This is a genomic window from Leadbetterella byssophila DSM 17132 (assembly GCF_000166395.1).
Lineage (GTDB): Bacteria > Bacteroidota > Bacteroidia > Cytophagales > Spirosomataceae > Leadbetterella > Leadbetterella byssophila.
Genome location: NC_014655.1, coordinates 1,254,506 through 1,276,080, shown reverse-complemented (window position 1 = coordinate 1,276,080; position 21,575 = coordinate 1,254,506). Strand labels below are relative to the sequence as shown.

Annotated in this window: 19 protein-coding genes; 14 read left to right on the top strand and 5 right to left on the bottom strand. The window is 40.1% G+C overall.

Translation table 11 applies throughout. The features are described from left to right. Window positions 1-22 precede the first annotated feature (22 nt). From rpsT to LBYS_RS06115, 3 genes are all read left to right on the top strand, one after another. Window positions 23-280 (top strand): 30S ribosomal protein S20, encoded by a 258-nt coding sequence (gene rpsT / locus LBYS_RS06125; RefSeq protein WP_013408004.1) that lies wholly within the window; start codon window positions 23-25, stop codon window positions 278-280. 72 nt (window positions 281-352) lie between these two features. Further along, a complete protein-coding gene (radC, locus tag LBYS_RS06120; RefSeq protein ID WP_013408003.1) occupies window positions 353-1,030 on the top strand; it encodes a RadC family protein in 678 nt (225 codons plus the stop codon). Then, the gene (locus LBYS_RS06115) at window positions 1,027-1,296 is read left to right on the top strand and encodes a rhodanese-like domain-containing protein (RefSeq protein ID WP_013408002.1); all 270 of its coding nucleotides are present in this window, start codon (window positions 1,027-1,029) and stop codon (window positions 1,294-1,296) included. Before radC ends, LBYS_RS06115 begins: the two co-directional genes overlap by 4 nt. Window positions 1,297-1,461: 165 nt before the next feature. On the opposite strand, the gene LBYS_RS06110 is transcribed toward LBYS_RS06115, so the two are convergent. Then, on the bottom strand, window positions 1,462-2,607 hold the full coding sequence (locus tag LBYS_RS06110) for an NRAMP family divalent metal transporter (protein WP_013408000.1): 1,146 nt from the start codon (window positions 2,605-2,607) through the stop codon (window positions 1,462-1,464). A gap of 140 nt (window positions 2,608-2,747) precedes the next feature. On the opposite strand from LBYS_RS06110, the gene LBYS_RS06105 reads away from it, so the two are divergent. The 3 genes from LBYS_RS06105 to LBYS_RS06095 are packed head-to-tail and all read left to right on the top strand — an operon-like array spanning window position 2,748 to window position 8,187. Further along, window positions 2,748-3,791, top strand: coding sequence for an efflux RND transporter periplasmic adaptor subunit (locus LBYS_RS06105; protein WP_013407999.1), 1,044 nt, complete (start codon window positions 2,748-2,750; stop codon window positions 3,789-3,791). Window positions 3,792-3,794: 3 nt separating this feature from the next. Continuing rightward, window positions 3,795-6,881 (top strand): efflux RND transporter permease subunit, encoded by a 3,087-nt coding sequence (locus LBYS_RS06100; RefSeq protein WP_013407998.1) that lies wholly within the window; start codon window positions 3,795-3,797, stop codon window positions 6,879-6,881. A 7-nt stretch (window positions 6,882-6,888) separates the two neighbouring features. Next, entirely contained in the window at window positions 6,889-8,187 is a 1,299-nt protein-coding gene (locus tag LBYS_RS06095; RefSeq protein WP_013407997.1) for a TolC family protein, read from the top strand. Here LBYS_RS06095 and LBYS_RS06090 read toward each other — a convergent pair. Further along, window positions 8,144-8,875 carry a 5-oxoprolinase subunit PxpA gene (locus tag LBYS_RS06090; protein ID WP_013407996.1) on the bottom strand — a complete coding sequence of 244 codons (732 nt, stop codon included), beginning with the start codon at window positions 8,873-8,875 and terminating at the stop codon, window positions 8,144-8,146. The two genes, LBYS_RS06095 and LBYS_RS06090, sit on opposite strands and share 44 nt — an antisense overlap. Beyond that, window positions 8,866-9,717 (bottom strand): 5-oxoprolinase subunit C family protein, encoded by an 852-nt coding sequence (locus tag LBYS_RS06085; RefSeq protein ID WP_013407995.1) that lies wholly within the window; start codon window positions 9,715-9,717, stop codon window positions 8,866-8,868. The genes LBYS_RS06090 and LBYS_RS06085 overlap by 10 nt, the downstream gene beginning before the upstream one ends. A gap of 94 nt (window positions 9,718-9,811) precedes the next feature. Between LBYS_RS06085 and LBYS_RS06080 the strand changes: the two genes are divergently transcribed. The 4 genes from LBYS_RS06080 to rodA all read left to right on the top strand — a co-directional run bounded on the left by LBYS_RS06080 (window position 9,812) and on the right by rodA (window position 13,560). After that, on the top strand, window positions 9,812-10,027 hold the full coding sequence (locus LBYS_RS06080; protein WP_013407994.1) for a (4Fe-4S)-binding protein: 216 nt from the start codon (window positions 9,812-9,814) through the stop codon (window positions 10,025-10,027). A 3-nt stretch (window positions 10,028-10,030) separates the two neighbouring features. Continuing rightward, window positions 10,031-10,312, top strand: a complete 282-nt coding sequence (locus LBYS_RS06075) for a GNAT family N-acetyltransferase (RefSeq protein ID WP_013407993.1) — start codon at window positions 10,031-10,033, stop codon at window positions 10,310-10,312. Window positions 10,313-10,452: 140 nt separating this feature from the next. Next, window positions 10,453-12,276 (top strand): penicillin-binding transpeptidase domain-containing protein, encoded by a 1,824-nt coding sequence (locus LBYS_RS06070; protein ID WP_013407992.1) that lies wholly within the window; start codon window positions 10,453-10,455, stop codon window positions 12,274-12,276. A 3-nt stretch (window positions 12,277-12,279) separates the two neighbouring features. Further along, the gene (gene rodA, locus LBYS_RS06065) at window positions 12,280-13,560 is read left to right on the top strand and encodes a rod shape-determining protein RodA (RefSeq protein WP_013407991.1); all 1,281 of its coding nucleotides are present in this window, start codon (window positions 12,280-12,282) and stop codon (window positions 13,558-13,560) included. Here rodA and LBYS_RS18220 read toward each other — a convergent pair. Then, on the bottom strand, window positions 13,557-14,267 hold the full coding sequence (locus LBYS_RS18220) for an alpha/beta fold hydrolase (protein WP_013407990.1): 711 nt from the start codon (window positions 14,265-14,267) through the stop codon (window positions 13,557-13,559). The genes rodA and LBYS_RS18220 overlap by 4 nt on opposite strands. A 1-nt stretch (window position 14,268) precedes the next feature. Next, window positions 14,269-15,168 (bottom strand): nucleotidyltransferase family protein, encoded by a 900-nt coding sequence (locus LBYS_RS06055; RefSeq protein ID WP_013407989.1) that lies wholly within the window; start codon window positions 15,166-15,168, stop codon window positions 14,269-14,271. Between the two features lie 177 nt (window positions 15,169-15,345). Here LBYS_RS06055 and LBYS_RS06050 point away from each other — a divergent pair, with 177 nt between their 5' ends. The 4 genes from LBYS_RS06050 (at window position 15,346) to LBYS_RS06035 (ending at window position 21,550) form a co-directional block, all read left to right on the top strand. Continuing rightward, window positions 15,346-18,387: an amidohydrolase family protein gene (locus tag LBYS_RS06050; protein ID WP_013407988.1), complete on the top strand. Its 3,042-nt coding sequence runs from the start codon at window positions 15,346-15,348 to the stop codon at window positions 18,385-18,387. Next, window positions 18,384-19,679: an amidohydrolase family protein gene (locus tag LBYS_RS06045; protein ID WP_013407987.1), complete on the top strand. Its 1,296-nt coding sequence runs from the start codon at window positions 18,384-18,386 to the stop codon at window positions 19,677-19,679. The genes LBYS_RS06050 and LBYS_RS06045 overlap by 4 nt, the downstream gene beginning before the upstream one ends. A 79-nt stretch (window positions 19,680-19,758) precedes the next feature. After that, entirely contained in the window at window positions 19,759-21,018 is a 1,260-nt protein-coding gene (locus LBYS_RS06040) for a prephenate dehydrogenase (RefSeq protein ID WP_013407986.1), read from the top strand. Then, entirely contained in the window at window positions 21,002-21,550 is a 549-nt protein-coding gene (locus LBYS_RS06035; protein WP_013407985.1) for a WcaF family extracellular polysaccharide biosynthesis acetyltransferase, read from the top strand. Before LBYS_RS06040 ends, LBYS_RS06035 begins: the two co-directional genes overlap by 17 nt. The last annotated feature ends 25 nt before the right edge of the window (window positions 21,551-21,575 follow it).

The following is a 21,575-nucleotide window of genomic DNA, read 5'->3' as shown; positions in this document are numbered from 1 at the left end:
AAAATGGATAAAGTTTATTTAAATGGCAAATCATAAATCAGCTCTTAAAAGAATCAGATCTAACGAGGCGAAAAGATTAAGAAATCGCTATCAGCATAAAACCGCAAGAACTGCTATCAGAAAATTGAGAAGTTTAACTGACGCAGTAGAAGCTTCAGCTTTATTGAAGACTGTATCTTCGATGGTGGATAAATTAGCTCGTAAGAACGTTATTCACAAGAATAAAGCTGCTAACTTGAAATCTTCATTGTCTAAGCATGTGAAGACTCTTGCAGCTTAATCTGAAAAAAAGAAATTGAGTAAAGGTCGACGTAACTGTCGGCCTTTTTTTGTTATTTGGCCTCCAATCCATATGAAAAAGAGGTCTATAAAATCCTGGGCTGAAGAAGATCAGCCTAGAGAAAAATTATTACAAAAAGGAGTATCCGCACTGTCAAACGCTGAGTTATTGTCCATCCTGATAGGAAAAGGTACTGTTCAGCATTCTGCTTTAGATATAGGAAAGCAGATCCTAGTAAGAGTGAATCATGATCTTATGCATTTGGCCCGTCTAAATGTACAGGACTTGGTGCAATTTAAGGGTATAGGTAATACCAAAGCAGTGACTCTAGTGGCTGCATTTGAACTAGCCAGGAGACGTAAGGGAATACAGAAGCCCAAGATTAAAACGGCTCAGGATGCCTACGAACATTTTAAGCCTTATCTTTCAGATTTGTATAGGGAAGAGTTCTGGATGTTATGCTTGAACAGACAACTCCAAATTTTGCAAACTATACAGATCAGTAAAGGAGGTTTGAATGCTACTATGGTAGATATTAGATTGCTTTTTAAAGCGGCCTTGGAGAATTTTAGCACCTCCATCTTGCTGTGTCACAATCATCCTTCAGGTCAGCTGCATCCTAGTAAGCAGGATATCCAATTAACTCAAAAAATCAAATCGGCTGCCGTATATTTGGATATAGAAGTAGCGGATCATTTGATCTTTACGGATAACGGTTATTACAGCTTTGTGGAAAACGGATTGTTATGAAAGAAATAAGTAAGGAAGAACTGAAAGACTTTAAAGATTCAGAGATTGTGGACGTCAGGGAAAAGATAGAATTCTCCAACTATAATGTAGGAGGAAGAAATATCCCGGCTCACGAATTGAATTATTATATAGAAGATTTGAAGAAGGAGGAGAAATTAGTAGTGGTCTGCTCTAATGGAATGCGAAGTAGCATAGTAGCCAGAGTCTTGGAGAAAAAACTGGCTACTATTCCCATATTTCATTTGACCGAGGGTCTCGCATTATGATTTATATTTTCGGTCGTTCTTTACTAACCATTTGCCCACGATATAGGAGCTAATTAGAAGTACTACAAAGAAAAGAATGGGTAACCAAGTAGGAAATTCGTATCCGAACATAGCGTTTTGTCTTTTTTTTGCAAAACTAAAGGAATTTTGTGAGATTTTTATAGTTTACAAAAAGGAATATATCCCAAAACCTAATAAAATCATTACGGTTAACCAAGCTAAGAACAGCCAAACTTTAGATAAGGGTAAGATTTTCCATTTCTGAATAGCAAAGAGTACAATTGCTAAGCCTACGGGAAGGATAAAACTGTTCATATAACCTGCCCATACTAACAAGACCACGGGTTTTCCCAGCCACAAATAAATCAGTAAAGACGGGATCACAAATAAAGCTGGAGTCCATTTAGAAGTGAAGGCCTGATTTAAATCTTTCAAGAAGGATATGGAGGTATAAGTAGCTCCTATAACAGAAGTTAAGGCAGCGGAAAAGATCATGAGTCCAAAGGCCTTGTTTCCCCAACTTCCAAAATAACTTTCAAATACTGAAGCGGTTGGATTGTCGGGATTCAAGTGCCCACCTTGAATTACTATGTAGAGTATAACCCAATATAATAGAAACCTGAACGTTCCAGTTAATAGGATTCCTCTGTAGGCGCTTTGTTTAACTTGCGATTGATATTGTGGTCCAACTATACCACTGTCCAATAATCTTTGTGCTCCGGCAAAGGTAATATAGCCGCCTACAGTACCTCCTACTAGGGTTAGTGTCGCCTTTATATTGATTTCTTCTGGTAGTAATGTGAACTTTAATATTTTGCCAAAGTCATTCTGGGTCATAAATACCATGCCCATAAGCATTAATATCATTAGGACTCCCAAAATTTTTACGGTATAATCCAGCCACTTTAATTGACTTTTGCTTAGAAATAGAATGATGGCAATGAGCGCTGAGAGGATGACTCCTATAGGGGTGGGTAAAGCTAAAAGTGCATTAAGTCCTAATCCTGCACCGGCAAGGTTGCCAATATTAAAAACCAGCCCTCCTGTGGCTATGGCAACACAAAATACCCAGCTGAGGACAGGATGGATTCTGTGGGCAAGCTTTTGAACAGAGGAATTGGAATAGGAGAGAGCTTGCCATATGCTGACTTGCGTAATAATGTCTATTACGAGGGAAAGCAGGATGACAAATCCGAAATTATACAGTAATTGTTGGGTAAAAACGGTAGTTTGAGTCAAAAAACCGGGGCCAATAGCTGAAGTAGCCATCATAAAGGTGGCAGCGATAAAGGGAGAAGAAAAACGCTTCAAGCTTTAGTTTTTTTATAAAAATACAAAATCTTAAATTTTGTCTATGAATAATAAAGTGTTATCCACGTACCTATAGTATTTCTAGACATTTATTTTATTTTAGCAAATTAAGTATTGTTTTTGGAACCTTAAAATTTGATATGAGACCATTAATTATTGCGGGGCTGTTAATTCTAGCTCTTATAGTAGGTAAAATGCTCTTTTTTTCGGGTGACTCAGCTGCACCTGCCGGTGGCGGAGGAGGACCTAGAAAAGGAGGGGGAGCGAAGTTGAATTTATATGTGGTAGACTACGAAGAAAATGCCTCAACCATTTCAGCTTCAGGTTCCACTGTGGCAAATGACCACGTTGAAATCAGGAGTGAAATTTCAGGTCTCATCACCCGTCTGTCCATTCCGGAAGGTACGGTGGTTCCAAAGGGATATCTCATTGCTAAGATTAAGGACGATGACATTTTGGCACAATTAAAAAAGATTGAGTTAGAAGAACAATTAGCCGCTCAGACTGAAGCCCGTCATCGTAAACTTTTGGATATCAATGCTATCTCCAAAGAAGAGTATGAAATCTCCTTAAATAAGGTCCAAACCTTGAAGGCCGACAAGGATCTTTTGAAGGTTCAATTAGCAAAAACTGAGATTAGAGCGCCGTTTACGGGGAAAATCAGTCTTAAAAATATTTCACTGGGGGCATATGTAACCCCTTCAAATGTGATTACTACCTTGACTCAGTACAGTCCCATAAAGATTGACTTTACTACTCCGGAGCGTTACATTAATGATATCAAGGTGGGAAGCACTATCCAATTTAAAACGGATGGATCACCGGAATTCCGTCCGGCTACGGTGATCGCCATAGATCCTTCCATAGATGTAAACCGGTCTTTGAAGGTTAGAGCCATCTCCCCGAATCAAAACGGAGATTTAGTGCCGGGGATGTTTGTTAATGTAGCGGTGGAGATTAAGAAGACCAAAACCATCATGGTGCCATCTGAAGCAGTTATTCCTGTGGTGGATGGTATGCAGGTATATTTGAAGAAGGATGGCAAAGCCAAACTTGTTAAGGTTCAAACCGGATTCCGGGATGTAAGCAAAGTGGAAGTCTTAAAAGGACTAGCAATTGGAGATTCTGTTATCACAAGTGGATTAATTACTTTAAAAGAAGGAGATCCCGTAAGTTCTAATTAAGCCATGTCAATTTCAACCCTTTCAATCAAAAGGCCGGTCTTAGCCATTGTGATGAACCTCCTCATCATGCTCTTTGGGATTATTGGATATAATTTCTTAGGAGTACGGGAGTTCCCATCCGTGGATCCGCCTATAGTAAACGTTAGTGCTTCCTATCCGGGAGCAAATGCGGACATTATCGAGTCTCAAATCACCGAGCCACTGGAAAAGGCTCTGAATAGTGTAGAAGGTATCCGAAGCGTTTCCTCTTCCTCTAACCAGGGTCGCTCTAACATCACCGTGGAATTTAACCTGGGGATGGACATGGAGAAAGCCACAAATGACGTTCGTGATAAAGTGAACTCTGCAGTGGGGCAGTTGCCGCGCGACTTAGACGGGGTGCCCATAGTTCGTAAAGCAGATGCTAACTCTGATGCCATCTTAGCTTTCTATATCCAAAGTGATAAGAGAAATATTCTGGAAATGTCAGATTTTGCGGAGAATACGGTGGCTCCCCGACTAGAAACCATAGAAGGAGTAAGTGAGATCCGTATTTGGGGGATGAAGAGATACGCCATGCGTATATGGATGAATCCTAATAAAATGGCAGCATTTGGAGTTACCACTCAGGATGTTAGATCCGCGTTAGAGAGAGAAAACGTAGAACTTCCTTCCGGTAAATTACAAGGGGCAGCTACAGAATTAGTAGTAAAGACTATAGGTAGATTCCAATCTGTTGAGGACTTTAACAACATGATTGTACGGAACGTGGGTGAGACAAACGTACGTCTGAGAGATATAGGCTATGCTGAATTAGGTCCGGAAAACCTGGAAACTAGCATGCGCTTGAATGGAGTACCTATGAATGGTATTGCTATCCAACCTCAGCCTGGTGCAAATTACCTGGATATAGCAGAAGAAGCTTACAAGAGAAAGGCAGAGATAGAAAAGACACTTCCGGATGACATCAGCATGGGAGTAATCTTTGATACCACCACCTTCATCAAGCAATCCGTAACTGAGGTGGCTGAGACCATTCTGATCGCCATAGTACTGGTGGTGATTATTATATTCCTATTCTTCCGTGACTGGATTGTGGCTTTCCGCCCTCTTATTGATATCCCGGTGTCTTTAGTAGGTACCTTCTTTATTATGTTTTTACTGGGTTTCTCAGTAAACGTTTTGACCTTATTGGCTATCGTGCTCGCTACGGGTCTTGTGGTAGATGACGGTATTGTGGTTACAGAAAACATCTATAAGAAGATTGAGGAAGGTATGAACCCTATAGAGGCCTCTATCAAAGGTTCAAATGAGATCATATTCGCGGTTATCTCCACTTCCATCACGCTTGCAGCTGTTTTCCTACCGGTAATCTTTATGGAAGGTTTCGTAGGAAAGCTATTCATGGAGTTTGGTGTAGTGCTAGCTAGTGCTGTATTGATCTCAGCATTTGTGTCACTGACATTAACGCCTATGCTGAATGCCTATCTGAATAGGAAAGAAATCAAGAGAACACGCTTCTACGAAGCCACTGAACCATATTTTGAGAAGATGGAGACTTCCTACAGAAGCAGTTTGTCTAATTTCTTACATAAGAAATGGATAGTAGCTCCTATCATGGTTGTCGTTCTAGCTTTATTATTTTTCTTTGGTTCTAAACTGAATAATGAATTGGCCCCATTGGATGACAGGAGTAGTTTGTCCCTCAACTTTCTAGGGCCAGAAGGCTTCTCCTATGAAGCTATGGACTCTTTCATTAGTGAAGTTACACAAGTGATGAGAGACTCCGTTCCGGAAATCAGGGGTATCATGGCTATAACCTCTCCGGGTTTTGGAGGAAGTGGTGGTGCAAATACAGGTTTCGGAAGGATTATGCTGACTGAGAAGCACGAGAGAACCAAGTCGCAAGATGAAATAGCGAACTACCTAACTAATTTGACAAAGAAATTTACAGTAGGTAGGACATTTATTAACCAGCAGCAAACCATCTCTGTGAATAGAAGGGGAGGGCTTCCTGTAGGATATGTAATTCAAACCCCTGACTTAGAGAAGATGAGGGAATATCTACCTAAATTCATGGAAAAAGTAGAGAATGACCCTACATTCCCTATCTCAACTGTGGATTTGAAGTTCACTAAACCTGAATTATCTGTACATATTGATCGTGAAAAGGCGAAGAGCTTAGGAGTGGCAGTTGCAGATGTGGCTCAAACCATGAACCTGGCCTTTGCCGGTCAGCGCTTTAGTTACTTCACCATGAACGGTAGGCAGTATCAGGTGATTGGTCAGTTTGAGAAAGAGGATAGAAATGCTCCTTTGGATTTGAAAAGCATGCACGTGAAGAACTCTGCCGGTGAACTCATTCAAATGGATAATATTGTAACGGTAGTGGAAAACAGTAGCCCTCCGCAGTTGTATCACTATGATAGATATATGTCTGCTACTGTAACGGCGGGACTAGCTCCTGGAAAGACCATTTCAGACGGTATTAAAGCTATGGATGCTATACGTGATGAGTTAAATGATCCGGAAGTACGTACGGCCTTAACCGGATCTTCAAGAGACTTTGCAGAGAGTTCTTCAAATACCTTGTTCTCTTTCGGTTTAGCCTTAATTCTAGTGTACCTGATATTGGCGGCTCAGTTTGAAAGTTTCGTGGATCCATTGATCATCATGTGTACTGTACCTTTAGCTATCGCTGGCGCAGTATTGTCTCTTTGGTTATTTGATCAGACCATAAATATCTTTAGCCAAATTGGTATGATCATGTTGATAGGTTTGGTAACCAAAAACGGCATTTTGATTGTGGAATTTGCCAATCAATTGCGTGAAAGGGGACTATCAAAAGCTGAGGCTGCTCTGGAAGCTGCAGTATTGCGTTTACGTCCCATTTTGATGACTACTTTAGCTACGGCCTTTGGTGCTTTACCCATTGCCGCTGCTTTAGGAGCTGCAGGTACCAGTAGAAGATCTATGGGTATCGTGGTTATCGGAGGTCTAGTAGTGTCATTGATACTTACTCTATATGTCATTCCTGCTATGTATATCTACTGGAGTAAGGAAAAGAATTTTGAAAGAATGAAGGCCATAGATGAAATGGCAGAAGCTTAAGACTTTTATGAAAAGTACATTTATTACGGCTTTATGCCTGTGTGTTAATTTATTGTCTCATGCCCAAGATACCTTACGCCTTGATGATGCCGTAAGTATTGCGTTGGAGAATAATTATGGAGTTCAGGTAGCCCAAAAGCAAGTAGATTTGGTCAATAACCGCATTTTTAAGGGAAATGCAGGGATGACGCCCACTTTAGATTGGAACACCTCTATCAATTCTACTTTTAACCAAGTAAATCAGAACTTCATTGACGGTCGGGTGATCAACCGTTTTGGTACTTCTGTCTCTCCAAACACTTCTTTGGCTCTACAGTATACCTTGTATAACGGAGGCAGAATGCAAGCTACCTTTGAAAGGTTAAAGAGCTTAGGCCAACTGTCGGAAATTCAAAGGCAAGCAGTCTTACAGTCTACCATCAGTGATGTGATGGAAGCGTATTACAATATTCAGCGATTGCAGAGTACCCTTGGGTATATCAATCAGATCATACATTACTACGAAGAGCGTCAAAAATTGACAGAAGAAAGATGGCAGATAGGTAGAGGTTCTAAATTGGATTTCTTACAGTCCAAAGCTGATTTGACCACTCAATTGACAGACCAAACCAATGTGTCTATACAGTTGCGTAATGCAAAGATTGCCTTGAATAGATTACTTGGAAGAGATCCCGATGCTGATTTCAAAGTGGAAGATAGGACGGATGATTACCAACTGTTTGACTTGAATTACTTGAAAGATCAGGCAAAGAGCATAAATCCTGAGTTCTTAGCCTTAAGAAAACAAGAGGAGATTAATCAAATGGAACAAAAGGAAGCCAAAGGATTTTTGAAACCTACCATCATTTTGAATTCCAGCTTTGGATATAATTTCAACTATAACAATGCCGGTTTAATCAGCAATAGCCAAAGTACCGGTTTGTCTACCGGTTTGACCGCTTCCTGGAGGATATTTGATGGAAAGGTGATCAAAAGGAATATAGAAGCCACAAAGATTAATGCGGATATTATAAAACTTCAGAAAGACGAGTGGATGAATAATCTGGAAAATCAGATTACTGCCGCATTTTATCAGTATGAAACACAGAAAAGGCTATTAGAACTGGAGCAGCAGAACATAGCTACTGCGCAGGAAAACCTTGAGATATCTGCTGAGAAGTTCAAGCTAGGTGCTAGTACCATCTTAGAGATTAATGATGCGCAAACGCGTTATACCACCATTATGAACCGCTTAGTAACGGCAGAGTATAACCTAAGAATTTCTAAATTGAATCTCCTGACCTTGAGCGGAGAATTAATTCGTTAAGCCATTGGGCGGTTTTCAAGGCATGAGGAGAATCGCTGTGCACGCATAAGGTGGAAGCCCGGATGATAGGTCCGGGCTTTTCGTTTATATCCGGTAGTGCTGATCCTTCTAAAAAGGCTTTGAATTGTATTTCAATTCTTTGGCGGTCAGTTAGTACTGAACCTTCCCTTTCTCTTGGAGCTAATAATCCATTTTGAAGATAAGCACGGTCTGCAAAACCTTCAGAACATGTTTTTAATCCTAGTTCTTCAGCTTTTTTGATGCTAATCGAATTTGCTAGTCCGTAAAGTTCTAGATCAGGGTTATGGTCTAACACCGCTTTTGCAATAGCTTCCGCATAATCTTCCATATCTGCAGACATGTTATACAATGCTCCATGGGGTTTTACATGGGAAAAATTTCCGCATTCATTGGAGAAAATTTCCAATTGTTCTCTAACCAAGGTATAGATTTCCTTTTTGGATAGGAAGATTTTCCTTCTGCCGAAGTGCTCAGGGTCTTTGAATCCCGGATGCGCTCCGATTTTCAATCCATGTATCTGGGCATTTTTTATGGTGGTACGTAAAATGTCCAAACTTCCTGCATGGTATCCACAGGATATATTGACGGCGTCTACATAGGGCATGAGTTCTAAATCCAGTTGGGTCTCTGCTCTTTCTCCCATGTCACAATTGATCTCTATTTCCATGCCAATTTTTGAAAGAATTCCTTCTTTTTCTGGTTAATCTCCCAGGCTTCTTCTGCAGAAATCTTTTCCCAAAAGAAAGATTGCCCTGGCTTTAATTGACTTAATGCATCTATATCCACCACCCATCCCCATAGCGGGTATCCGCCGGTGGTTTGCGATTCTGACATCAAAACTACTAATTGTCCATCAGGTAGCAACTGTATACATCCTCTCTCCACCGGGAAAGAGATTTGTTCCTTGTACCCAGTAAGTGCAGGTCCTTTAAGTCTATATCCCATTCTATTGCTAGAGGCATCTATGGTAAAGGTTTCATTTGGAATATTTGTACAGTACTTTCCGGGTACAAAGCGAATTTTTTCTCTACTTTTTAAAGGTGGAAGTATTCCCGATCTATTAAAATACTCTGCTTTTATTTTTAGAATTTTCGGTAACGAAGGATGGACTAATTTTTCATTTTGCGAATAGCTTCCCAGCCATCGTTCTGACTCTACACTCCCTGCAAAACCCAGATAACTCCACATTCCTGATTGGTGCCGAGTAAACCTTAATGTATCTCCTGGTTTAGTATGGTAAATTTTCCCAATTAGAATAGGAGAGTCGTTTAATCTCGGGCCAAAATCTGCTCCATAATTACAGAAGGTTACTTCTTCTTCAAATAGGATTTCCGGTGCAGGAAAAGTAAATTCTAAACATGCACTCTCTACAGGTTTGTTTAAAAATGCATTCAATGATTGAAGGGAGAATTGATCCATTGCTCCGGAGGAGCCAATGCCCCATTTTCTAGCCCCTTTGCGCCCTAGATCTTGTATACTAGTATTTAATCCAATTTTAAGAAATTTCACCGCAGTAGAGCTTTGAGAGGCGAAATATAATAGGGTAAATCCATGTCTGGAATGAATTTTGAGAATAAAATGTTATCTTTTAAAACCTATTCACATGGATACTAAAAAATATACAGAGCATCCCGATATCACGATCTTATGGATGCCATCAAAATGCGTACATGCTGGAGAATGCGTTAGAAGGCTTTCAAAGGTGTATCATCCCAAAGATAAACCATGGATAAAGCCTTTGAATGCTAGTAAAGAAGAATTAATCGAACAAATTGATCATTGCCCTTCAGGTGCATTGGGTTATATTATCAATAAATAAATTATGGAAATCAAACATTCACAAACTGAGACTAAAGGTATATTTGAAGCTATAGAAGATGGGCTTAAAGTAGGAGAGATGACCTATTCAAAAGCCGGGACTTCAAAGATTATCATTGATCATACACAAGTAGATCCTTCGCAGAATGGAAAAGGAGTAGGGAAAAAATTAGTGAATGCTGGTGTGGCCTATGCCAGAGAAAATGGTTTAAAGATCTTGCCTTTATGTCCCTTTGCTAAGAAGGTATTGACTGGTTCTGAGGAGTATCAGGACGTTTTGTCGTAATTAATAGGAGCTGGTTTAGTAGGCTTATTTTTAGGATTCCGGGTTTCGTACGAAGCCCGGAATTTTATTTTTTTCAGACCCGTGAAAAAACCGTCCTTTTTTATCAAATTTGTATTCCGAAATCTAACTCTGCAATCCTCATGTTCGAAAATCGAAAATTTCCTATCTTGATCTTTGTCTATACTATAGGCATTATCTATCTATCTAGGTTATTTTATCTGCAGGTGGTGGATAAGGAATATAGGTCGATAGATGCCTTAAATTCAATACGTAAGGAGATTTCTATTCCTCTGCGTGGGCAGATTTATGATAGATCGGGGAAGTTGATTGTGGCGAACGAGGAAGTATATGATATGTATGTCATACCTCAAAAGGTATTGCCTTTTGATACGGTGTCCTTCTGCAATCTTTTTGGTATAGACAAGAATTATGTAGACTCTATGCTGAATCAAGCTAGGGAATACTCCAAATTGCGCGCTTCATTGTTCTTGCGTCAATTGTCTAAACAGGAATATTCTGGAGTGATTGACGCCATGATTCAATATCCTGGTTTTCACTTTGAACAATCCTTTTATAGGACATACCCGGGTAATACTATGGCGAACGCTCTTGGCTATATCGGTGAAATTCCCAAAAAGCAATACGAAGAGCAAGAGGAAGAATATTACAGAAAGGGTGATTACATTGGATTGGCAGGTCTGGAAAAATATTACGAGTTGGATTTGAGAGGTACCCGAGGGAGTAGATTGGTCTTAATGAACTCCAAAGGTGAAGATAAGGGTTCATACAGCGAAGGAAGATACGATACGGCTGCTGTAATAGGAAATAACCTATACACACACATTGATTTAGGTATTCAACAATTGGCAGATTCCTTGTTTCAAGGGAAGGTGGGGGCTGTAGTGGCTATTGAGCCTTCTACGGGAGGGATTTTGGCTATTGGATCCTATCCAACCTACGATCCGGTGTTATTGTCCGGAAGAGAGTTTTCGAAGAACTATACTGTTTTAGCGAAGAATCCGGATAGGCCCTTGAATAACCGTCCTGTATCGGCATTTTACCGTCCGGGATCTACATTTAAACTAGTTCAAGCAGCAATTGGTTTGGGGGATGGTGTCATCACTCCATCCACTTCCTTATCTGGTAATAGTAAATTCTCGATGCACAGTGCGGGAGAGACGGCTAATTTGTATACTGCCATTCAAAAGTCTTCTAACCCCTATTTTGACAATGTACTTAGAAGGATTTTACATAACATAAAAGAAACCAAGGGAGAGAGCCAGGTAGCTTTAGGTTTAGCCGCGTGGAATGAGAAGATCCGGAAATTTGGTTTTGGGGTACATTTAGGTATAGACCTTCCCTCTGAAACCAAAGGTGTAATACCTACCCCGGAACTTTACGATAAGATCTATGGTAAAAATCAATGGAAGTATTCTACCATCTACTCCATCAGTATTGGTGAAGGAGAATATGGGGTGAATGTATTAAAGTTGGCAAACCTGGCTGCAGTAATGGCCAACAGGGGTTACTGGGTGACTCCTCATATTGTTAATACCGTAGGTCTAGATCCTAAAGCAGGGAAAAAGACCGCGGTGGAGATTCATCAAACGGGTATTGATAAACGTCATTTTGAGGAAATTGTTAAAGGAATGGAGCTTGTGGTGCAAGCTGGTACAGGTAGGGCAGCTCAAATCAAAGATATTGAGGTTTGTGGAAAAACCGGTACTTCTCAGAATGGTAAGGGTAAAAGAGACCATGCTTTATTCATCGGTTTCGCACCCAAACATAATCCTAAGATTGCTATAGCGGTGGTGGTAGAAAATGCAGGTTTTGGTGGAGTGGCATCTGCTCCTATAGCAGGTTTGATGATGGAAAAATATTTAAAGGGAGCACACAATAGGGAGGCCTATAAACAGCAGATCATGGCTACTAGATACACCACTGTGGCAGGTAAATCATTATAATACATGGCGAGAGAGATTGACATTAAGAAAGGTCTGGATTGGACCACCGTTTGGATATACATCATTTTATTAGGAATAGGCTTAATCAATATTTATGCAGCCGTTTATAATGTAGATAACCCTAAACCCATTTACTCCTTAGACCATAATGCCGGAAAGCAAATCTTATTCATGGGATTAGCCTTTTTCATTATAATGGTCATTCTATTCGTAGATTACAAGGTCTATGACACCTTTGCGTATCTGTTTTATGGTTTTTGGATACTTGTACTGGTCTTAACCATATTTATAGCACCAGATATCAAAGGTTCTCGCTCGTGGTTAAGGTTTGGAGGCTTTCAATTTCAGCCTGCTGAGTTAGCGAAGACCATTACCTTGTTAGCTTTAGCCAGGTATTTAAGTACACAAGGTATTTCGGTTACTAAATTTAAGGACCTATTGAGGGCTTGTGTTCTGATCTTTTTGCCTCCTTTGATCATCATTCTCCAGAAGGAAACGGGTTCTGCATTGGCATTTGGAGCCTTTATTATCATACTTTATAGAGAGGGGCTTCCAGGTGTTTATCCTGCTTTGATTTTAGCCTTCATTGCTTTATTTATACTAGGTTTAGTGTTTGAAGGTCAAATCTGGATTGTTCTTTTGGGCCTAGCTTTAGTAGCAGTATTGTTCTGGTATTTATTCTTAAAGAGGTACGAAAGAAACCGCCAAAACCTACAAAGGGTTATTGGACTCTTTATTCTATTCAGTGGTTTTGTGATGGCCATTGACTTTGCTTTGAACAATGTATTTGCTCCACACCAGCAAAAAAGAATTATGGTACTTGTTAATCCTGATGTGGATCCTTTAGGGGCAGGTTGGAATATCTCCCAGTCTAAGCTTGCTATTGGCTCAGGAGGACTATTTGGCAAAGGATGGCTACAGGGAACTCAGACTAAATTTGACTTTGTACCGGAACAGTCTACTGACTTTATTTTCTGTACAGTGGGAGAAGAATGGGGGTTTGTAGGAGTGTTCGTGGTGATTGCTCTCTATTTTATCTTGATTACCCGTATTTTCAATCTGGCAGAAAAGCAGAAATTTAAGTTTGCAAGAATCTACGGTTATGGGGTAGGTAGTATCCTGTTTTTTCACTTATTAGTGAATATAGGTATGACCATTGGATTGATTCCGATCATTGGGATTCCTCTTCCTTTCTTAAGTTATGGAGGTTCATCCCTTTTGTCCTTTACCATCCTTCTATTTATTTTCTTGAAGTTAGACGCTCATAGGAGTTATAAGGTCTAGAGCTGATGTAGGAAATGTCGAATGAATTCTGCACATATGGGTGCTTGTTCTATCATGCCCGCGTGTGCAGCCTCGTTTAATACAAGGGTATAGGGCTTTTGAAGTTGAATGGTTTGTTGCAGAGCCAGTTCTAAGGGGACAAATTTGTCTGACTTGCCTAAGATTTGGAAGAGGGGAAATTTGAAGGTACTCAGGGTATTGATGTGATCCTTTCGGTTTCTCATGGCTAATGTAGCTGTCGACAGAGATTCCGCAGGAATGAGAGAATATCTTTCTATATTTCTTGAAATCAACTCTTCATAGTTTTCCGGTGAAGAGAACATTTTAGGATAAAAATTTTCTATAAAAGCCTTACTGCCATTCTTCTGTATGAACTGAGCAGTCTTTAACCTTTCTACTTTTTTATCTTCGGAATCTGCTGCGGCAGAGGAATGAAATAAACCTAAACCAGAGACTTCATCTGGGAATATGGCTGCATATTCTAAAGCTATGTACCCGCCCATGGAATGTCCAATCAGGATAGGATTGGTGATCTCATGTAATTCTATGAATTCACGGAGGATAAGCGCATAATCACTTATATCTGTCGCCTTGGTGATTAAGGCATGGTCAAAGGTAAAATGCTGATAATAAGCAGGTAGTTTTGGGAGGAAATCCTCCCAAACTGTACTATCTTCTCCAAACCCGTGAATCCATATAATTTTCATATCACCAAAGTTTTTCCGGATACTTTCCTTGTTCTATCAGGGCATTTATGGCTACCTGTACTTTTTGTTTGTCTTCCGGATAAGTTACTCCAAACCAGTCGGATGTATTAGTGAACACTTTGCATTTGCCTTTTCCTTCAGCCATGAGGTTACTCATCACCTTAGGAATGTAGAATTCTGCTTTTGGTGCATCAAAATGTTCTTTGGCATAGGCATGGAACATCTTTTCGGTTTCTTGGAATACACTTGGTTTGAAACCCCAGAAGTTCATGGAAACTGTAGTGTTTTCTTCTAGGACAACCGGCTCACCTAGGTCATGAAAAACGATTTTTCCATCTTCGAGACGTTCAATTTTTGTACGTTCTACAACATCCGTTAAAAAATGATGATCATCTACAGTACAAACTCCTCTACTAACCGTTCCGTTTTCTGATAGGGTATTCTTAAGCTGATACCCAATCAAAGTATGTACATCATCACGGGTGTCTGTTCTAAGAAATTCAGCAACCGTTTGGAAGGCTTCTTCTCCGTAGAAATCATCTGCATTTATCACAGCAAATGGTGTTTGGGTGTGTTTCCAGGCACAAAGCATGGCATGACCCGTTCCCCATGGCTTTTCTCTTTTAACTCCTTCAAGTCCTTCAGGTAAATAAGAGTCAACTTCCTGGAAAGCTAATTCGTAATCTATTTTTCCTTTAAGTTTAGGATCAAAAATGCGTATAAAGTCTTCTTTTAATTCTTCTCTTATAATAAAGACAATCTTTCCAAATCCACTTCTAATCGCATCATATAGGGAGTAATCTATAATGGTTTCTCCGTTCGGTCCGAAATTGTCCAATTGTTTAATTCCTCCATAGCGACTGCCCATTCCGGCTGCCAAAATTAGTAATGTAGGTTTCATTGATTCTTGGTTATTTCTACAAAAATACGCGCAGAAAGGAGATTTTTGGTACTTCACGGTAAATAATAAGAAGCCTTATCCACGAAAACAATGATTATATCGATAGATTGTTGTTTTCGGAAAATATTATTCTAAGTTTTTCATAAATTTCGGAATGTTGAAACCAAACTAGATAATATGAAGAAAGTATTTTTACTATTGCTTCTTGTTCTGAGTCAGTCGAGTGTTTTTGCGCAGCCAAACCAAAACGGCGTGCAAGATAAACGTCCCGGCTATTACCTGTTTAAGAATGCTACATTGCATGTAGATCCCAGCACGGTAATAGAAGAGGCTTGGCTACTTGTGCATGACGAGAAAATCGAAAAAGTGGGAAAGAATTTTGAAGTTCCCAAATCTACTCAGGTCATTGATCTGAAAGGAAAACACGTTTACCCATCTTTCGTAGACATCTATTCAGATTACGGTATGCCGGAATTGAAAAGAGGAATGGGTGGAAGAGGCAACTTCTACGAAATGAAATTTGATTCTGATAAAAAAGGCGCTTACTCGCATAATATGGCCATCAAGCCAGAAGTAAAGGCTTCAGAATTATTCACTATCAACCCTAAATCTGCAGAGGAGCTGCGTAAAATAGGTTTTGGTGCAGTGGTGTCTCACGTTAAGGACGGTATCGTAAGAGGTAATTCAGTTTTGGTATCCTTGAATGATGAGAAAGAAAGTACATCTCTACTTAAAGGTGATGTTTCTTCGCACTACTCCTTCCTTAAAGGCCTAAGCACTCAGACCTATCCTGTTTCTTTGATGGGATGTGTAGCTTTATTACGTCAGACCTATTATGATGCAGATTGGTACAAAAAGACAAATGCTGCAAAAGAAAGAAATCTATCTTTAGAAGCGTTCAATGCTAACCAAGCTCTTCCTTCTGTATTTCATGCCACTAATTTCCACGATGTTTTAAGAGTAGCAAAGATCGGAAAGGAATTCGGAGTGAAATACATCATCAAAGGTGGTGGAGATGAATATAAGCGTATTGATGAGATCAAGTCTTTGGGTACGCATATGATCTTACCTTTGAATTTCCCGAAAGCTTTGGATGTTGAAGATCCTATTGATGCTGAAAACGTAAGCTTAGCTGATCTTAAGCATTGGGAATTAGCTCCGGGTAACCCTGCAGCTTTGCAGGCTAAAGGAGTAGAATTCTCTTTCACTGCATCTGATTTGGCTATGAAATCTACATTCTTTGCTCAGATTCAGGCTGCTATCAAAGCCGGATTAAGCAAAAAAGATGCTTTAGCTGCATTGACAGTTAATCCTGCTAAAGCTTTGAAAATTGAAGATCAGGTGGGTACTATCAAAAATGGTTTGTTGGCAAACTTCTTGATTACAGATAAGGAGATCTTTGATGATAAGGCAAGAATTTTAGAGAACTGGGTGCAAGGAAAGCGCTATGTGATCACAGATATTTCACTTTCTGAAATCGCAGGCAAGTACAAAACAAATGTACCTGGTTTTAATACGCTAACGGTTACAGGAGAGGTAGATAAACCTGCGTTTGAATTTGCATTAGATACTGTAAAGCTTAAGCCTACAGTTACCCGTGATAAGAATTTCTTAACCATCACTTACAAGAAAGGAAACGAAGGGGTTACTCGTTTAACTGGAGTAATTGGTGATAAGAAGATTTCTGGCCAGGGTGTAGATGCAAAAGGTCAAACTTTCACATGGTCTGCTGAACTAGCAGAAGAAGCTGTTGCAAAGAAAGATGCTCCAAAAGCTGCAGATAAAGTTGCGGAAAACAAAGGAGGCATGCTTTATCCTTTCACTGGGTGGGGCAATAAAGAGCTACCTAAGCAGGAAGATCTATTGATCAAAGGTGCTACCGTTTGGACAAACGAGAAAGAAGGTAAAATTGTAGCAGATGTTCTGGTGAAGAATGGTAAAATTCACTCAGTAGGTAAGAACCTATCCTCGGCAGGTGCTAAAGTTATAGATGGTACAGGTAAACACCTAACTAACGGTATCATTGATGAACATAGTCATATTGCATTGTTCTCTATCAATGAAGTGGAATCTGTATCCTCTGAAGTTCGTCAAGAGGACGTGATTAACTCGGAAGATATCAATATCTACAGACAATTGGCAGGAGGCGTTACTACTTCTCAATTATTGCACGGCTCTGCTGACTGTATAGGTGGACAGTCTGCCATCATCAAATTGAAATGGGGTGAGTCACCTGATAATTTGTTGATTCCTAACTCTCCTAAATTCATCAAGTTTGCTTTGGGTGAAAACGTGAAGAGAGGTAATGCAAATACAACTCCTAATCGCTACCCTATCACTCGTATGGGTGTTGAGCAAGTCTTTATTGATGCTTTTACAAGAGCAATCGCCTATAAAAATGAGTGGGAAGCTTATAACAAAGCTAAAGTAAAGACAGGTTTGGTTCCGCCAAAACGTGATCTTGAACTGGATGCATTAGTGGAAATTCTAAATGGGGAAAGAAATATCACTTGTCACTCCTACGTGCAGTCTGAAATCAACATGTTAATGAAGGTAGCTGATTCTTTAGGATTCAAGATCAATACTTTCACTCACATCCTTGAAGGTTATAAAGTGGCAGATAAGATGAAAGCTAGAGGCATTAACGGTTCTACTTTCTCTGACTGGTGGGCATATAAAATGGAGGTAAAAGAGGCTATTCCATTTAATGCAGCTATCTTAACTAAGATGGGTATTCCTACGGCAATCAACTCTGATGATGCTGAAATGGCAAGACGCCTTAATCAGGAAGCGGCTAAAACTGTACTTTATGGTGGATTGACAGAAGAAGAAGCGTGGAAGACGGTTACGCTTAACCCCGCAAAAATGCTTCATTTAGATAATAGATTAGGTTCTATCAAAGCAGGTAAAGACGCTGATTTAGTTCTTTGGACAGATAATCCTTTGTCTATCTATGCAAAACCTGAGAAAACTATCATTGATGGTGCTATCTATTTTGACTTAACTACAAAAGAGCAAAAGGAAAAAGAACTAAGAGATGAGAAGAACAGACTTGTTCAGATTCTTTTGGCCGAAAAAGTGAAAGGTACGCCTACTGAGCGTCCGGTTATGCGTCCAAGAGCACAGGAAGTACACTGTGATCATATCATGGAATATGACAATATTTCTGTAGAACAATTAGAATCTTTCCTACAAACTTTAAACGCTAGCGGTAAATGAAGAAAATAGTAATCTCCTTATTGTGCCTATTGTCGGGAATGAGTATGGCACAGAATCCGGGAGCCGGAAAAGCTTCTAAGGAGCCTGTGATATTTTTTAATGCCCATATTTTTGTGGGCAATGGAACGGAATATGCCTCCGGTTCTCTAGTAATGGAAAACGGGGTGATCAAAGAAGTAGCGGATGCTAATTTGAGCTCGAAATATCCCAATGCAAAGAAGGTAGATGTGCAAGGTAAACATATTTACCCGGGAGTTATTTCTCCTGCCAATACTTTGGGTTTAGCGGAGATCGAATCCAGCAGACCTACCTTGGATCATCAGGAGTTAGGCGACTATAATCCTAACGTGAGAGCGCTTATAGCTTATAATACGGACTCGGAAGTGATTCCAACTGTTCGTGGTAACGGGGTGTTGATTACCCAGGCTACTCCTACGGGTGGTATTATTTCAGGCAGGTCAGCTATCATGTATTTGGATGGCTGGAACTGGGAAGATGCCGTTTTAAAAGCAGATGACGGAGTATGGTTAAATTGGCCTCGTAGAATGAGCTTTGGATTTAATCCTCAAACTTTCTCCAGAGAGCCTCGTAAAAACGAGAATTACCAGAAATCTATCGATGAACTTCGTCAGATGTTTGCTCAGTCAAATGCTCAAAAGGCAGGAGGCCAGCCTCATGATAATTTAAAGCTTACTTCCTTAAACGGAATACTTAGCGGAGACCAGCGTCTTTTTATCCAGGCTGGAACAGACAAAGAGGTCATTGAAGCTATACAGTTCTGTAAAGAAGTAGGAGTGAAGCATCCGGTAGTAGTAGGTGCGGTTACTTCTGATTTAGCTATCCAAACCTTAAAAGAGAACAATGTGCCTATCATCGTTTCCCCTACTCACCGCTTACCGGATAGAGTAGATGATGATGTGTGGGAGCCATACCGTTTACCGGCCATGCTAGTGAAGAAAGGTTTAATGGTAGGATTACATTACAATGATTCCTACTGGAGAACCAGAAACTTACCTTTCGTAGCAGGAAATACAGCGGCTCATGGTCTTACAAAGGCGGAGGCTTTGTCGCTAATAACATTGAATAATGCCAAGATCTTAGGTATTGATAAATGGGTGGGTACATTGGAAGCAGGTAAACATGCCACTTTCGTGATCAGCGAAGGAGACTTGCTAGACATGCGTACTGCTAAGGTAACTGAAGCCTATATAAGAGGGGCTGCGGTAAACCTTGACGACAAACAAAAACGATTAGCTAACAAGTACTTTGAGAAGTACGGTTTAGAAAAATAGAAAGGAAAGCCCGATTACTTATCGGGCTTTTTTTTATTCCACCAGCTTTCTCCTACATTTGTGTTTTTAGTGCACATATATGAAAATTGGTGTCATAGGCCTAGGAGATATGGGTAGATTATTTGCCCGAATCTGGTCCCAAAAAGGATTTGACGTTTATGGATGTGATGTTCCCGGGAAAGAGGAAGAACTTCAAAGAGCTCTACCATTAGTAAAGATACTTCCGGATGCAGTTGCTGTTTCCCGTAGCTGTGATGTCATCATGTATGCCGTAGAGACGGAAAAAATAGAAGAAGTGCTAAGAATTTCTGGCCCTTCTACAAAGTATGGCGCTATAGTTACCGGACAAACCTCTGTCAAGACTCCAGAAATCAAAGCATTTGAGAGACATCTACCTGCTGATGCCCAGATCGTAGGCTCACATGCCTTATTTGGGCCTTCTATTTCTCCTGACGGGCAGATCATTGCCATGTATAGACATAGATGTGAGGAAGACGCATTTGAAGCTGTGAAGCAACTGTATTTGAGTACAGGGGCAATGGTGGAAGAGTTGGAGTCCTACAAACATCATGATCAAATGATGGCGGATATACAGGTGATCACCCATGTGGGTTTTGAGAGCCTAGGTACTGCTTTTATGCATAGAAAAGCCTATCCTTGGGAAGACAAAAGTCAAGTTCAAGGGATAGATAATATTAAGCTCCTGCTTACCTTAAGGATTTTCTCGTATAAACCGCATGTATATTCTGGCTTGGCCTTTGAAAACCCCTTTGCCATCAAGGATGTGAGGAAATTTGCCAGAATTGAGAATGAGCTCTTTGGGCTGATGATAACTGAAAACAAGAATGCCCTTGCTTCTCGGGTGTTAAAGGCAAGAGATAAGGTTTTTGGGGAGAGAAAAGCTCCTTACATGCTAGATGATAAGTTAATGAGAGAATATACCCTAAATCCGGGAAGTAATCATAAACCTAACTCGCACTTGAGTTTGTTAACCATGGTTTGTACCTGGGCAGATTTGGGTATAGATCCTTATAAGAACATGGTTTGTCAAACTCCTCCATTCCGTTTGAGGGTGGGATTAGCGGAATATTTGTTTACTAATCCAGACTTATTAGAAGAATCTCTGAAGACTGCTGTAAAGAACAAAGATTATTTGATTGATGACCTGGCGTATCATACGGCTGTGCACGAGTGGACAAATATCTTGGAATTGGGAGATAAGAAAGCATACGAGAAACAATTCTTGGCAACCAGCAATTTTCTTGGGGATAGGTTAGAGGAAGGTAGAGATAAAAGCACTCATTTATTAAACCGCTTGATTCATGAAGGTAGAGCTTAAGGAATACAGGAATCCTGAGTATCAGCCGGGTGCCGGTCCGGTAAAACGAATACTTTGGCACGTTTTTAGCAAGATGTTTATACATTCACAACTCCTGGTTCCGGTAGGATTGAAGTTATTTATACTGAAGCTTTTCGGGGCAAAGATTGGGGATGGGGTAATGCTTAAGCCTAATGTAAATATTAAGCATCCTTGGTTTTTAGAGATTGGAGATTATAGTTGGATAGGAGAAGACGTATGGATAGACAATTTAGTTCGGGTGAAAATTGGCGCGAATTGTTGTGTTTCCCAAGGAGCATTATTGCTAACGGGAAATCATAATTTTAGTAAAAGGACCTTTGATCTCATGATGGGAGAAGTGATTTTGGAAGATGGATCGTGGGTAGGAGCGAAAGCAATTGTATGTCCTGGTGTGACTTTAAAATCTCATGCCGTCTTAACTGTAAATTCTGTAGCTACGAAGGACTGTGAAGAGTATCAGGTGTATCAGGGAAATCCTGCGGTTTCGGTAAAAATGCGAACCATACACTAACTTTTTTTTTATTAATTCGTACTAT